18 protein-coding genes are annotated in these 13,690 nt (G+C 45.5%); 12 read left to right on the top strand and 6 right to left on the bottom strand.

The annotated features are described in order from the left end of the window. The first annotated feature begins 15 nt into the window (after nt 1-15). Nucleotides 16-264, top strand: coding sequence for an IS3 family transposase (locus AM506_RS18950; protein ID WP_060674300.1), 249 nt, complete (start codon nt 16-18; stop codon nt 262-264). 9 nt (nt 265-273) lie between these two features. Continuing rightward, nucleotides 274-843: a DDE-type integrase/transposase/recombinase gene (locus tag AM506_RS18945; protein WP_082386447.1), complete on the top strand. Its 570-nt coding sequence runs from the start codon at nt 274-276 to the stop codon at nt 841-843. A gap of 188 nt (nt 844-1,031) precedes the next feature. Here AM506_RS18945 and AM506_RS18940 read toward each other — a convergent pair whose 3' ends face one another. Together AM506_RS18940 and pta are read right to left on the bottom strand one after the other, a co-directional pair. After that, on the bottom strand, nt 1,032-1,874 hold the full coding sequence (locus tag AM506_RS18940) for a lipoate--protein ligase family protein (protein WP_060674298.1): 843 nt from the start codon (nt 1,872-1,874) through the stop codon (nt 1,032-1,034). Between the two features lie 139 nt (nt 1,875-2,013). Beyond that, nucleotides 2,014-2,985 (bottom strand): phosphate acetyltransferase, encoded by a 972-nt coding sequence (gene pta, locus AM506_RS18935; protein WP_060674296.1) that lies wholly within the window; start codon nt 2,983-2,985, stop codon nt 2,014-2,016. A gap of 298 nt (nt 2,986-3,283) precedes the next feature. On the opposite strand from pta, the gene hemQ reads away from it, so the two are divergent. The 3 genes from hemQ to gerQ all read left to right on the top strand — a co-directional run bounded on the left by hemQ (nt 3,284) and on the right by gerQ (nt 5,618). Next, nucleotides 3,284-4,030, top strand: coding sequence for a hydrogen peroxide-dependent heme synthase (gene hemQ / locus AM506_RS18930; RefSeq protein ID WP_034765034.1), 747 nt, complete (start codon nt 3,284-3,286; stop codon nt 4,028-4,030). A gap of 673 nt (nt 4,031-4,703) precedes the next feature. After that, nucleotides 4,704-5,126 carry a cell wall hydrolase gene (locus AM506_RS18925; RefSeq protein ID WP_060674293.1) on the top strand — a complete coding sequence of 141 codons (423 nt, stop codon included), beginning with the start codon at nt 4,704-4,706 and terminating at the stop codon, nt 5,124-5,126. Between the two features lie 24 nt (nt 5,127-5,150). Then, entirely contained in the window at nt 5,151-5,618 is a 468-nt protein-coding gene (gene gerQ, locus AM506_RS18920; protein ID WP_060674291.1) for a spore coat protein GerQ, read from the top strand. A 48-nt stretch (nt 5,619-5,666) separates the two neighbouring features. Here the strand turns inward: gerQ and AM506_RS18915 are convergent, their stop codons facing one another. The 4 genes from AM506_RS18915 to AM506_RS18895 form a co-directional block, all read right to left on the bottom strand. Further along, entirely contained in the window at nt 5,667-6,038 is a 372-nt protein-coding gene (locus AM506_RS18915) for a DUF423 domain-containing protein (RefSeq protein WP_034765025.1), read from the bottom strand. 15 nt (nt 6,039-6,053) lie between these two features. Beyond that, nucleotides 6,054-6,347, bottom strand: a complete 294-nt coding sequence (locus tag AM506_RS18910; protein WP_060674290.1) for a YwdI family protein — start codon at nt 6,345-6,347, stop codon at nt 6,054-6,056. 285 nt (nt 6,348-6,632) lie between these two features. After that, entirely contained in the window at nt 6,633-7,307 is a 675-nt protein-coding gene (locus AM506_RS18900; protein ID WP_060674286.1) for a uracil-DNA glycosylase, read from the bottom strand. 15 nt (nt 7,308-7,322) lie between these two features. Continuing rightward, the gene (locus AM506_RS18895; protein WP_235576156.1) at nt 7,323-8,078 is read right to left on the bottom strand and encodes a DUF4230 domain-containing protein; all 756 of its coding nucleotides are present in this window, start codon (nt 8,076-8,078) and stop codon (nt 7,323-7,325) included. Between the two features lie 146 nt (nt 8,079-8,224). Between AM506_RS18895 and AM506_RS18890 the strand changes: the two genes are divergently transcribed. The 7 genes from AM506_RS18890 (at nt 8,225) to AM506_RS18860 (ending at nt 13,371) form a co-directional block, all read left to right on the top strand. Continuing rightward, entirely contained in the window at nt 8,225-8,575 is a 351-nt protein-coding gene (locus AM506_RS18890; protein WP_060674284.1) for a general stress protein, read from the top strand. A gap of 154 nt (nt 8,576-8,729) precedes the next feature. After that, entirely contained in the window at nt 8,730-9,533 is an 804-nt protein-coding gene (pdxK, locus tag AM506_RS18885) for a pyridoxine/pyridoxal/pyridoxamine kinase (protein ID WP_060674282.1), read from the top strand. Between the two features lie 186 nt (nt 9,534-9,719). Next, on the top strand, nt 9,720-10,067 hold the full coding sequence (locus AM506_RS18880) for a YojF family protein (RefSeq protein ID WP_034765008.1): 348 nt from the start codon (nt 9,720-9,722) through the stop codon (nt 10,065-10,067). Nucleotides 10,068-10,101: 34 nt separating this feature from the next. Beyond that, nucleotides 10,102-10,785, top strand: a complete 684-nt coding sequence (gene bshB2 / locus AM506_RS18875; protein WP_034765006.1) for a bacillithiol biosynthesis deacetylase BshB2 — start codon at nt 10,102-10,104, stop codon at nt 10,783-10,785. A gap of 170 nt (nt 10,786-10,955) precedes the next feature. After that, nucleotides 10,956-11,684, top strand: coding sequence for an ABC transporter ATP-binding protein (locus AM506_RS18870; RefSeq protein WP_060674280.1), 729 nt, complete (start codon nt 10,956-10,958; stop codon nt 11,682-11,684). After that, complete coding sequence (locus AM506_RS18865) at nt 11,674-12,690, top strand: ABC transporter permease (protein ID WP_060674277.1); 1,017 nt, start codon at nt 11,674-11,676, stop codon at nt 12,688-12,690. The genes AM506_RS18870 and AM506_RS18865 overlap by 11 nt, the downstream gene beginning before the upstream one ends. A gap of 33 nt (nt 12,691-12,723) precedes the next feature. Beyond that, a complete protein-coding gene (locus tag AM506_RS18860; protein ID WP_060674275.1) occupies nt 12,724-13,371 on the top strand; it encodes a TetR/AcrR family transcriptional regulator in 648 nt (215 codons plus the stop codon). Nucleotides 13,372-13,690: the final 319 nt, after the last annotated feature.

Genomic DNA, 13,690 nt, shown 5'->3' with positions numbered 1-13,690 from the left:
GAGGAACCAGATGAAATGGTAGAGAAAAGGGGTCGTCCCATTCCAGGGTATTCAAAGACCCAATCAGGAGACATCATCCCTGATGAGCAGATTGAGGAATTCTTGATGGAAGCCATTGAGGGAGATGGTGCCACGTATGGTGTAAAGAATCTCACCAAATTATTAGAAGATGAACATGACCTTCAAATTAATCATAAAAAGGTGGCCAGGTTGTGCAAAAGGCTAGGCATTCTACTGCCACAACGACTGGGAAATCCTAAATAACCCAAACGCCTGGTTCGTAACCGTATCATCACTGCCCCTAATCAACTCTGGCAGCTTGATATTAAGTACGGAAGCATCGTTGGAAGCAGAAGATTTTTCTTTGTGGCATGTGCCATTGATGTCTTCGATCGCTCCATCGTTGGATATTACAGAGGACCAAGGTGTACAGCCAAAGATATAACAGGAATGCTTAATGAAGCCATTATTAGACGACAGTTACAGGTCATAGATGATTCTAATGGCCATTGCATTGTGATAAGAACAGATAATGGCCCGCAATTTATTAGTAATCTATTTGGGGAGTTTTGTGAGAAAAACAACGTTTTTCATGAACGGATTCCTCCAAGATCACCAAACTACAATGCCTATATCGAATCCTTTTTTAGTATCTTGGAACGTGATTTATTCAGGCGATATGAATTTACCTATTTTGAAGAAGCATATTACGAAATTGATGAGTTTATGGAATTCTATAACCACCGTAGATATCACGGAAGCCTTGGAAGAATGTCACCCTTGAAGTTTCATGAGAAATACAAAGATAGTGGTTTTCCTGAAGAAATGGCTTTAAGCCTTTAAAATAAAGGTTTTTCCTTCTTCATAAAAGCGAAGAAGGAAAAACTAAGAACAAGTAAGACCCTTGGAGAAAACGTCAGTAATTAGGGGGTCAAACCGTGATTGCGTCATTATTTTAATAATTGCGTCTTTTTACAATTCCATCCAAAAAAAGCCGGTCCCCGATATAAACCGAAGTCCAGCTCTCCCCGTTACCCCAACACTTTCTCATTTCGATCCACGACCCGCTGATAATACATCTCGTACATCCCATACTCTTCTCCCTGGAGGGCACTGCTGTAAAATTCGCCGCTGAATCCTTTTAACGACTGCAGGAAGCGGAGCATCACATCTTGAATCGATAATTCGACTCCGAGGAGCTCCGATAAAGAAGCCATCACCTCAGGGGCAATCTCCGGGAATGTAAATTTCGACGTACCATCCTTCAATCCGGTCTCATAAAAACGCTGAATCAGCCTCGCCCGCTCAGAACCGCTTCCATTGACGCAAAGGTACACCTGAACGGCAACCCCGTTCCGGATCCTCCGCTGGGAGATCCCTGCAAACTTCCGATCCTTGATGCTGAGATCGTAACTGCCGGGACAGTAGGACTGGGTGATCTCCTTCGCTTCGATTTCCACGTCAAATTCTTTGAACATATCGTTTACGAGCAGCCACATAGCGTCATAGCCACGGTTAATGTCTATGCCTTTTTCAGAATCAGGGAAAACCAATGAGAGATTCAGGACCCCCTCATCCAGTACAACCGCAAGGCCCCCGGAGTTTCGTACAATATATCGATAGCCTTCTTCTTCCAGCACCTCCAAGGCATCAGAAAGAAACGGCAGCTTTGTATCTTGAATACCTAATACAACCGTTTGATGGTGGACCCATGAGCGTGCGGTCGGATCAGACTGACCTGCTCCGATCACCGTGCACAATGTATCGTCCATGGCAAACGACTGCAGGGCCCCGAACATCGGTCCCAAACTTGATTGATCAATCACTCTCCATCTGTCTTGACGGAGCAGTGCATATGCTTTTTCCTTATCCATAACGTTTCTCCTTCACTTACAACATGCGAGCTCATTATATCATAGAATGGTGGGGTTTCTTAAAACGGGGTTGGACAATCTTATGACACAAAAAAACCGAACCCCCTAAAGGATCCGGTTTCCCAATACATCTACTTCCTTACAGCGCCTGAGCTGCCGTAATCAATGCAAGCTTATACACATCTTCTTCGTTACAACCGCGGGAAAGATCGTTCACAGGAGCGTTCAGTCCTTGAAGGATCGGGCCTACTGCTTCGAAGTTTCCTAAACGTTGAGCGATTTTGTATCCGATGTTTCCTGCTTCAAGGCTCGGGAATACGAATACGTTGGCGTTACCTTGGATGTCGGCACCAGGTGCTTTTTTCTCCGCTACGGATGGAACGAAGGCAGCGTCGAATTGGAATTCACCGTCGACAGTCAGTTCCGGTGCTTTTTCTTTTGCAAGGGATACGGCTTCTACCACTTTTTCTGTTTCAGGTGATTTAGCCGATCCTTTTGTCGAGAAGCTCAGCATCGCAACGCGTGGATCAATATCGAACATGTCAGCTGTTTTCGCACTCTCGATGGCGATTTCAGCTAGATCCTGGCTGTCAGGTGTGATATTGATTGCACAGTCAGCGAATACATACTTCTCGTCTTCACGTACCATGATGAAGACACCGGACGTTTTGCGGACGCCTTCTTTCGTCTTGATGATTTGTAGAGCCGGGCGAACCGTGTCAGCCGTTGAGTGGGCTGCGCCGCTTACAAGTCCGTGAGCCTGACCGGTGTAAACGAGCATCGTACCGAAGTAGTTGCCGTCCAAGAGGATCTTCTTCGCATCTTCTTCGGTCGCTTTTCCTTTACGGCGTTCCACGAATGCTTTCACAAGCTCGTCCATTCCAGCAAATGATGCAGGGTCGACAACGTCACAGCCGTCAAGCTTCACACCCAGCTGATCCGCTTTGGCATTCACTTCATCTACATTTCCTACTACGATCGGTGTCAGGATACCGTCAGCAGACAAACGGGATGCTGCTGTCAGAATGCGTTCGTCTGTCCCCTCAGGGAAAACGATCTTTAACTCTTTGCCTTTTACTTTATCCGTTAATGTTGTAAATAAGTTGCTCAATAGAGGAACCTCCTTGATTTATACATATCCAATCTTAGAATACTCTTCTCATTGAGGAATTCAAGGAAAAGGAGTAATGACACCGGTTTCAGCATAAAAGTCTTTGTTTTCAAATAATTTTTACCCAATCCTGAATGATCGTAAGCATTTATGACAATCTACGAGGATAGTGTGTTCCATAAATCTCCCTGCTATCCACCATTTGTGCCATTTTAGCGACATTGTGTTTTGTATTCTTACTACAGGGTGAAACTATGATATAGTAAAGTTGGAAAAAGTACTTTAAGGAGTGATTACGTTGGCAGAACCGGCACAAACATTAGATGGTTGGTATTCCCTGCATGATTTTCGCGCGATGGACTGGACTTCATGGAAGATGCTTCCGAGTGAAGAGAGAGCCTCGGCGATCTCTGAGTTCCACCGTTTCTTAGATCGATTGAACAGTACTCAGGATGCAAAAGAAGGAAGTCATGCTCTTTACACGATCGTTGGGCAGAAAGCGGACTTCATGCTGATGATCCTTCGTCCGACAATGGAAGAATTAAATGAGCTGGAAAATGAATTCAACAAGCTGAAAATCGCTGAATTCACGATCCCGACATTCTCATATGTTTCTGTCGTGGAACTTGGTAACTACATGCCTTCAGAGGGAGATCCTTACGAAAATCCATACGTTCAGGAACGCATTTACCCAATCCTTCCGAAAGCGAAGCATGTCTGCTTCTACCCGATGGACAAGCGTCGCCAGGGCAATGATAACTGGTACATGCTGCCGATGGAAGAGCGTCGTGACATGATGAGAAGTCATGGAATGATCGGCCGCCAATATGCAGGTAAAGTGAAGCAGATCATTACGGGCTCTGTTGGTTTTGATGATTACGAATGGGGTGTCACTCTGTTCGCCGATGATGTGCTTCAATTCAAAAAGCTCGTATACGAAATGCGTTTTGACGAAGTAAGCGCCCGCTTCGGTGAATTCGGTGCCTTCTACGTAGGAAACCTGTTAAAAGAAGAAGCTATCTCAAAATTCCTTCACGTGAACTAAATAATTGAAAGACGACAAGTCATTGTGGCTTGTCGTTTTTTTATTATGAGGGAGGTGTTGGTTGATTTCCGCTCCAGGTGCTCGCTTTCCGCGGGGCTGGCGGTGAGCCTCCTCAGCTTCGCTTCCGGGGTCTCACCTGCCCAGCTTTTCCCGCAGGAGTCGAGCACCTTCCACTTCAATCAACTTTATAAGCATGAGTTTCTTATTGTAATTTAATATAAGTTCAACTGTGAATCCAAAAACAGCATTTTCAAAATGTAGTTTGTTCGATTTTTGCGCGGCTGTTTTCTTTCGATCGTACTTTCCTCACTAGTAAACTCTAATACGTACTTCCCTCAAGCTGGTAAGGGGAATCGTAAAGTCTCCTGCGAAAGAAGGCACTGAAAATGTAAAAGCACATAGTGGATTGGAGCGGAAGGCACTTGACTCCTGCGGGAAATAGAGGAAAGGTCGAGACCCCGCAGGGCAAAGCCCGAGGAGGCTTGACTTCCTCCCCGCCGGAAAGCAAGTGCCTGGAGCGGAAAGGAACGGTCCACTTTATTAAACAACCACTCATCTTAAGACAAACTATTTATTCCCACTCCTTCATTCAAAAAACACAAGAATATATTTTTCCCCCACAACATAGACATGAACTAGTGAGACATAGCATCTTCTAAAGTGAGGTGGGAAGATGGCTGTTATTCCTTATAACGAGAAGGAAGTAAAGCTCCTGGCTCGATTGATGAGGGCTGAGGCCGAGGGTGAAGGACAGCAAGGAATGCTTATGGTGGGGAATGTCGGTGTGAACCGGGTCCGGTCCGATTGCCTTGACTTTAAGAAATTGGCCAATCTTCAGGATATGGTGTTCCAGAGTCCAGGTGGATTCGAGGCCACCCAGAAAAGCTACTTTTATCAGCGGGCCCGGCAGAAGGAGATCGATTTGGCACGGAAGACCATTAAAGGTGGCAGGTATCACCCTGCGTCTTACTCCCTTTGGTTCTTTAAGCCGGCCGGGAATTGTCCCGCCGAGTGGTATAACCAGTCAAACGCCGGGCGGTTCAAGTCCCACTGTTTCTTTCAACCCACTCAAGGTGATTGTCCGAAAGTATATTAATCTTACTTAAAGGAGGTATTCGGTTTGGCGAACCAACAATCAAACCCATATCAAGGGTATAATCAATCTGCTTATAATCCTTATGGTCAGTATTACGGTGGTGGGCAAGGTCAGGGACAATACTATCCCCAGCAGCAAGGCGGTGGAGGGTATCAAATCCCTTCCCCTACGAATGCCCCGGCACCTACTCAAAATGTTCCGGGAATGCTTCCGATCGAAGAGTCGTATATCGAGAATATTCTCAGGTTGAATAAAGGCAAAGTCGCGACGGTTTATACGACGTTTGAAAATAATAAGGAATGGAATGCGAAGGTGTTCAAGGGGATCATTGAAGCCGCCGGCCGGGATCACCTTATCCTGAGCGATCCACAAACCGGCACACGGTACCTCATTCCGATGATTTATCTTGATTACATTACATTTGATGAAGAAATCGAGTATGAATATCCATATGGTGCGGGTGGCTCCATGCAAAGCTATTCCCAACGCTAAAAAAATACCCTGTCAGGAAATCCACTTCCTGACAGGGTATCTTTCTGTTTATAATGTCTTCGCTGCGAATACGATCAAGAGTACCCAGGCGACGAGGAAGCTGACTCCTCCAAGCGGGGTGATCGCCCCGAGGATTTTCACTCCTGAGATGCTCAGTACATAAAGGCTTCCCGAGAAAAGAATCGTTCCGATCAGCATCAGCCAGCCTGACCAGGAAAGGAGGGATGTTGGTGTGACATTTCCCATCAGCACCCCGACGATGATGATCCCGATTGCATGGAACATCTGATAAAGAACGCCTGTATTCCACGTATCGATGTATTTCTGTGAAATCTTCCCTTCCAATGCGTGGGCACCGAAAGCTCCAAGTGCCACGGATAAAAAGGCGTTGATGGCACCGATAATGATAAAAGTTTTCATGATGAACCTCCTAGGTTAAAAGTCAAATAAAGAATTGCCATTGGCTCCGTCTTCCGTTTCGAGAGGCTCTTCCTTCTGAATGGAAACGGGCTTCTGAACTGGCTGTGATTCCTGGAAATACGGCATGGATTGCTGAGGTTGGGAAAACGTGGCTTGAGCGGATGCTCCGTTGTTCTCCTCCAGCAACACTTCACATAGTGCTTTTATTGAATAAACATGCTCACGGATCTGCTGGGACTTTTCAGCAGACTTCGCTTTACCGAGTTCATGTTCGATCTTCTTGATTAATGATTGATGTGGGATATTCACAATGATTGACTCCTTCCACAAGGTCTACAGTATGTACGTCTTTATCCTAATTCTTATTGAAGGATTTCGCAAATATCATCTTTGTTTCGCCTTGAATTTCATGCATGGACTCCCAGAGGATTGAAAAACCACAAGGGAAGGCATCGCTTTTGTTTTAAATCCGTAGCCCTTACATCCCCGCGGATGAGCCTGCTCCCACGTTGTATAAAAATATTGGCACTGAAAACAGTTGATCCTTTCTTCCTTTTTCACCAAGCTTCCTCCCTCAGTGTTTCACGTGAAACATCACGATTCTACACACCAGTCGATTTCTGCCATTCCCTGTTCACGAAGGAACGCATTCGTTTTTGAATAAGGTCTGCTTCCAAAGAAGCCGCGGTGGGCCGATAATGGGCTTGGATGCGGAGCCGTGACAATGTAATGCCTGGATGAATCAATCAACGACTGCTTCGCCTGGGCAGGCTTCCCCCATAGCAAAAACACCAATGGCTTCTCCCGTTCATTCAGTAAGGAAATGACTCGATCAGTGAACCGTTCCCAGCCCTTCCCTCTATGGGAGTGTGCCTTGCCATCCCCAACGGTCAGCACTGTATTTAATAGAAGGACACCCTGTTCGGCCCATTTCACCAGTGAGCCATGTTCGGGAATCGGACATCCCAGGTCATCCTGAAGCTCTTTGTACATATTTCGCAGGGAGGGAGGGATTTTCACCCCTTTTTTAACAGAAAAGCTCAGACCCTCTGCCTGATTTGCTCCATGATATGGATCCTGCCCCAGTAAGACAACCTTTACGTCCTCATAGGCTGTATAGTGAAAAGCGTTGAAAATATCGTGCATGGGTGGATGAGTGAGGGTCGTTTGATACTCCCCTTTCAGCCATTCCCGTAAATCCCGGTAATACTCCTTCTGAAGTTCATCTTCCAGAACGTGTGCCCAATCATTTTGAAAAATCGCAGACACTTAGAGACACCCTTTCTAGTTTTGAAATTCAATCGTCACGTCGTACCCTAATTGTTCAAAGAAACCCTTCAATGATTTCTCAGCATTTTTTTCAGCTGCCTGTAGAATCCCCTGTTCGACCGCTTCCTGACTGATTTGATCCTTTGCCACTTCCGCAAGGGCAAACCCTTCATTCCAGTCCACATCATTCCGGAAGATCCCTTCCACTGAGAACGTCTTGATATTGTCCGTATCGATGGACGGCTCCTGAAGGATCTCCGCCCGGGGCAGCGTGAGCCTGATTTCTTTCTTCTCTTCATTCACTACTATATCCTTGTCGTCGATCTCTTGTAAATCCACCCCGGCAAGGACCGTCCCGGGCACGACCATCAGCAACTTCCGTTTCGTACCGGGGAGGTCCGCATTGATTTCTTTCCCGAATAACTGGTTATCCTCCTGCTCGATCACGGCCTTCACAAACCCTTGAGCCGTAGCCAGCGAACTCATCTCTTGGATACGTTCCACAAATGAACCCTTTTCTTCTGTAAACGTAGAGCCCGATAACCAGGAGTTGACCCCTATCGCTGCTGCTCCAGCCACCAGCAAGAACACGACCAGAAAGATCACCACTCTCCTCTTCCAAAAAGCCAGAAGTGTTTGGATCAATCCCCGTCCCCGTCGCCTGCTTCTTCTATTTTCAATGGCCAAAGAGGCTCCTGTTTGTCTTTCAGTCTCCTTCAAATCTGCCAAAATCGCTTCCATTTCTCGTATTTTCTTGTATTGGCTTGTCAAACCCTTCACCTTCCTCTCTTCTATTATAGGAAATAATGTAGAATCTTGGAAACAATTATTCTACTTCTATATTTTGGAAAGTTTGAATTTGGCACTACCGGGAAAAGAAGGGACAAGACATTAAAACAAACATGGAGGTATGAATCATGTATAAAGTGCAAACAGTCGAAAACGTAGTAGAAGCGAAAAAAGAAATCGAAATGTTCACAAGCGAAGGGTATACGAAAGATGACATTTACGTATTCGCTCATGACAAACATCGTTCTAAACACATCACTGAGGCGACCAATACAGAATCAACCGGTATTAAGGAGCAGGGAATCCTTGAATCCATGGGGAATATGTTCAACAGCCGCGGAGATGAACTGCGTTCGAAAATGAAATCCGTGGGGATGAACCAGGCAGAAGCAGATGCTTATGAGGAAGAACTCGATAAAGGCAAGCTTGTCATCGTGGCTTCCAAAGAAGCTAAGGATAATAACGCAAAGCCTTTCTAAGTTTGTAAGACCGCTGTAAAGACGTCGATGGATTTTTATCCGGCGTCTTTTTTGTCGTCATCTAGAGTGAAAACAATTTGTATTTACCCGCCCGATATTATATTCTTTAGTCAGACTTTTACAATGAAACGAATTCACAGGAGGAATGCAGCCCATGAAAAAAACACTCACGATCGCCGGTTCCGATACAAGCGGAGGCGCCGGGATCCAAGCAGATCTTAAAACATTCCAGGAGCATGGCGTATATGGGATGACGGCCCTTACCACTGTCGTGACGATGGACCCGAACAACCATTGGCACCACAACGTTCACCCATTACCCCTCGATACACTGGAAGCACAATTGGAAACGGTCCTATCTGTCGGAATCGATGCCATGAAGACGGGGATGCTCGGCACGGTCGAGATCATCGAGCTTGCAGCAAAAAAAATCGATGCATTCGGTTTAAATAAAGTTGTCATTGATCCAGTCATGGTGTGTAAAGGGGAAGATGAAGTACTAAACCCTGAAACAACCGTCGCCATGAGGGAACACCTCTTACAACGCGCGACCGTGGTCACCCCTAACCTGTTCGAAGCAGGTCAGCTTGCAGAGACCGGTCCGATCAAAACGATTGATGGAATGAAAGAAGCAGCCAAAAAGATTCACGACCTGGGAGCGAAAAACGTCGTCATCAAAGGCGGAAAGCAACTACAGCACGACAAAGCACTGGATCTATTCTTTGACGGAAATGAATTCACCCTGCTTGAAGAAGAAAAAGTGGAAACAACGTATAACCACGGAGCAGGATGCACGTTCGCAGCTGCCATCACGGCAAACCTTGCCAACGGACAAGACGTGAAAGAAGCGGTCCAGAATGCCAAATCCTTCGTCACTGCAGCCATCAAACACGGTTTCAAACTGAACGAATACGTCGGGCCCGTCATGCACGGAGCCTACAACCACTTCAATAAATAATACTCTCCTGGCCAGGTGCCAGGCACGAATGAACCCAATCGTGCCTGGCACCTTTTTTTGAGGGACGGACCTCACCACGCGCGCCTCCCCTTTCTCCTCAATCATACTTTTCGCATTCACTCATGAATTTTAGTAAGATAGTACATAATGGTTAAGAGTCTTTTCTGTATTTAAGGAGGAAAAAGAATGGAACCAATCAAGATTGCCGATGTGCAGGGAATCATCACCCAGCTTGCCCGTCAGGACGTTTATATACACTTAGAAACTACCAATGGAGCATACGCTTCACACTTCAATGAAGGCTTCTTCTCCGCGGGAGCCTATATACGTAACGCAAAAGTGAACTATGAGCACGGAAAAATCATCGGGGACGGACCATACCGTGTCGGCCTGAAAATCGAACTCGGCTGGATTTATGCCGAGGGACTGACTCATTATGAATTCGATGAACAGGGACGATTGCTGCTTGCAGGACATGGCGGGGACGGAAAGCTTGCCGTTGCCCTTGAAATCAGTCCAACCCCTTTCAATTAATCTACTGCAACCTATAAATAAAGGAGAGGTCAAAATGGAAAAAGAAAGACAGGTACTTGTCATCTTCCCTCACCCGGATGATGAAGCATTTGGTGTATCAGGGACCATTTCCACCCACGTGAACAATGGAACGCCCGTCACCTATGCATGCCTCACATTAGGGGAAATGGGAAGGAACTTAGGGAACCCGCCTTTTGCGACCCGCGAATCCCTTCCCCTGATCCGGAAAAAAGAGCTGCAAAAGGCCGCCGATGTGATGGGAATACAGGATCTTCGCATGATGGGCTACCGGGATAAGACCCTTGAATTTGAAAATGATGAAAAGCTTTCAAATATGGTGACGGAGCTGATCGAAGAATTAAATCCGTCCCTCATCATCACGTTCTACCCTGACTACTCCGTCCACCCGGATCATGAAGCAACTGCAAGAGCAGTGGTACGTGCCGTCAGACGCCTTCCAAAAGAATCAAGACCGAAGCTTCACTGTCTGGCATTCTCTAAGAATTGTGAAGAAGAATTGGGCAAACCCGATATCTTTGTTGATATCACACCGGTAAAAGACCAAAAAATCGGTGCCATGAAGGCCCATATCTCCCAAACGGCCTGGATGCTGAAGGATCTTGAAAAAGGGATTCAGCAGAATGACCCTGAATCATTGAAATGGGTCACTGTTGAACGATTCTGGAGCTATCAATGGGAAAATGACAACGTAAAATAATGTGGGAAGAAGAGTCTGAGCCGTTGCTCAGGCTCTTTTTTTATGTGAACTCTTCTATAAATAAATGGGAAGAATATAATAATGAGTGATTACTCACTTTACAAAACCACTCTCATACCTTATATTATAAGTGAGTAATCACTCATCATTAACTGAAAGGTGTGATTCATGTGAACACCATCATTCAATTAAACGAGCTTTCAAAATCTTTCGGCTCTCAAGAAGTCTTGAAAAACGTCTCTCTCGATATTCGAAAAGGGGATATATATGGATTGTTAGGCCCTTCAGGCTCGGGTAAGACGACGTTGATTAAACTCATGATCGGTCTCGAAACACCTTCATCCGGCAGCTTGACCTTCAAAGGGAACAAGCTGAAAGCGAAAGAGCTGTATCCCTCTATTGGATATATGGCTCAATCCGATGCCCTTTATGATGAGCTGACGGCAAAGGAAAACTTATCATTCATGGCTTCCCTCTATGGATTGAAGAAAACAAAACGAAAAGAACAAATCGAAAAGGTGATGACGACTGTTGACCTTCTGGATCACCTGGATAAACCTGTCCATCAGTATTCAGGAGGAATGAAAAGAAGACTTTCCCTTGCCATCGCCCTCTTACATGATCCCGAGGTTTTATTTTTGGATGAACCGACCGTCGGGATCGATCCGGTCTTGCGAAAGGAAATTTGGGATAGCTTCCATCGTCTGAAACAAGAAGGAAGAACCCTGATCATTACGACCCATGTCATGGATGAAGCAGAAAAATGCGACCGGCTGGGCCTTCTTCAGCATGGGGAAATCATTTCAAGTGACACTCCGGCTGCGATTAAAGAATCCTACGGTGTCTCTTCGATTGAAGATGTATTTTTGAAAAACGGAGGTGTTTCCATTGAGAATTAAAGGATTTGTCATCCGTATCCTTCAGCAGCTCCTCAGGGATAAACGTACATTGGCCTTGATGTTTCTGGCCCCGCTCCTGATTCTCAGCATGCTTTCCCTTGTTTTTAACTCTGATGACTATGAGGCCAAGGTAGCGGTCGTGGATCTCCCAAAGCAGCTGCAGTCGAAATTCGATACTCAGGATTTCCAATCATACTCCAGCCCCGATAAGGCTTTAAAGGACATTAAAAACGGGGAATTGGATGGGTACATTTCATTCGAAGACCCCACTTCACCATCCATTGTCATCGAAGGCAGTGATCCCGCAGTCAATGGAGCCGTCATGAAAAAGGTTCAGACCCTGTTCCCTTCCAGTTCACAAGACCTAAAAGGTGAAGTGAAGTATGTGCACGGAAGTAAGGATATGGAGATGTTTGACTCCTTTGGACCCGTCCTCCTTGGATTTTTCGTCTTTTTCTTCGTCTTCTTAATAAGTGGCGTTTCATTTTTAAGAGAGAGAACAACGGGGACCCTTGAACGACTGCTGGCTTCTCCCATTAAAATCTGGGAGATGGTCGTCAGTTACGTCATCGGCTTCGGAATCGTGACGCTCCTTCAGGCATCCCTGATTTCGTGGTACTCGATTTACGTCCTGGATATGATGATGAAAGGAAGCTTTGTCAATGTGTTGATCATCATTGTCTCCTTATCATTCACGGCTCTTACTCTCGGAATATTGCTGTCCGCATTTGCAAAAAATGAATTACAGATGATGCAGTTCATTCCGATCGTCGTGGTTCCTCAGATCTTCTTCTCGGGATTATTCAATTTAGATACCATCTCCGAGTGGCTGAGCTGGATCGGCCCCATCACCCCGCTATACTATGCTGCCGATGCTTTAAGGGATGTCATGATACGGGGCTATGGACTTGGGGATTTGCTCTTTGATCTATCCGTGCTGATCGGTTTTTCTCTACTCTTTATCGTCCTTAATGTTGCAGCCCTCAGAAAATACCGTAAAATATAGGGTAGGAATGAACGACAAGTTAGGGGTTTAATCATGTCTGAAGAAAAAAATATATTTAAACAGTTGTTCGAGGAAGAAGAATCACTGACAGAAAAGCAGCAGAAGATCGTGGAAGCAGCCATCGAGATGTTCGCTGAAAAAGGCTACGCCTCCACTTCCACCAGTCAAATCGCCAAAAAGGCAGGCGTCGCAGAAGGAACCATCTTCCGGCATTACAAAACGAAGAAGGATCTGCTTCTTTCGATTGTATCCCCTACGATGGCGAAACTGATCGCTCCCTTTGTAATCCGTGATCTCAATAAAGTGCTTGATGCCAAATATGACCGGTACGAAGATTTCCTGAAAGCGATGATATTGAATCGCCAGGAGTTCCTGAAAGAGAACATGACCGCTTTTAAAATATTGATACAAGAAATCCCTTTTCATCCTGAGCTGAAAGAACAGTTCAGGGAGCATATCGCTGAAAAGGTATTCGAAAAGTTTGTTCGCCTCGTTGATCATTATAAAGAGAAGGGGCAGATTATCGACCTGCCCTCACCCGCTGTCGTACGATTTTCAGCCACAAGCATATTCGGCTTACTCATCGTTCGGTACCTTTTCCTTCCTGAAGCCGATTGGAATGATGAGAAGGAGATCGAGATGACCGTTCAGATGATTGTAAATGGGATCGGGAAGGGCTAAAACGTGTAGAAAGGACTCCAAATCGGGGTCCTTTTTCGTTTACAAAAAAGGGTCTTAATCGTTTATTTTCAGGTTCTATAATATTTGTTGGGGTTCTTACACAATTAGAAGACATAAAAAATGCACGTAATCGCCCAGTCTTTTATACTTGAATTGTCGAGAAACAAGTAAAGATTGGAGATACGTGCATAATGAATTCTACCATAATGTTGCCTGGTTTTGAAGAAGTAAACATCATGAAAATGGAGGAAGTGGATGAGCGACTTTGTTTACATATAGAGCTTCCTCTTATCTCACACAAATGTCCAGAATGTGCGGC

Source organism: Rossellomorea vietnamensis (assembly GCF_001305855.1).
GTDB lineage: Bacteria > Bacillota > Bacilli > Bacillales > Bacillaceae_B > Rossellomorea > Rossellomorea vietnamensis_A.
Note: the sequence above shows the minus strand (reverse complement) of the source record. Positions and strands in the feature narration are given on the sequence as shown.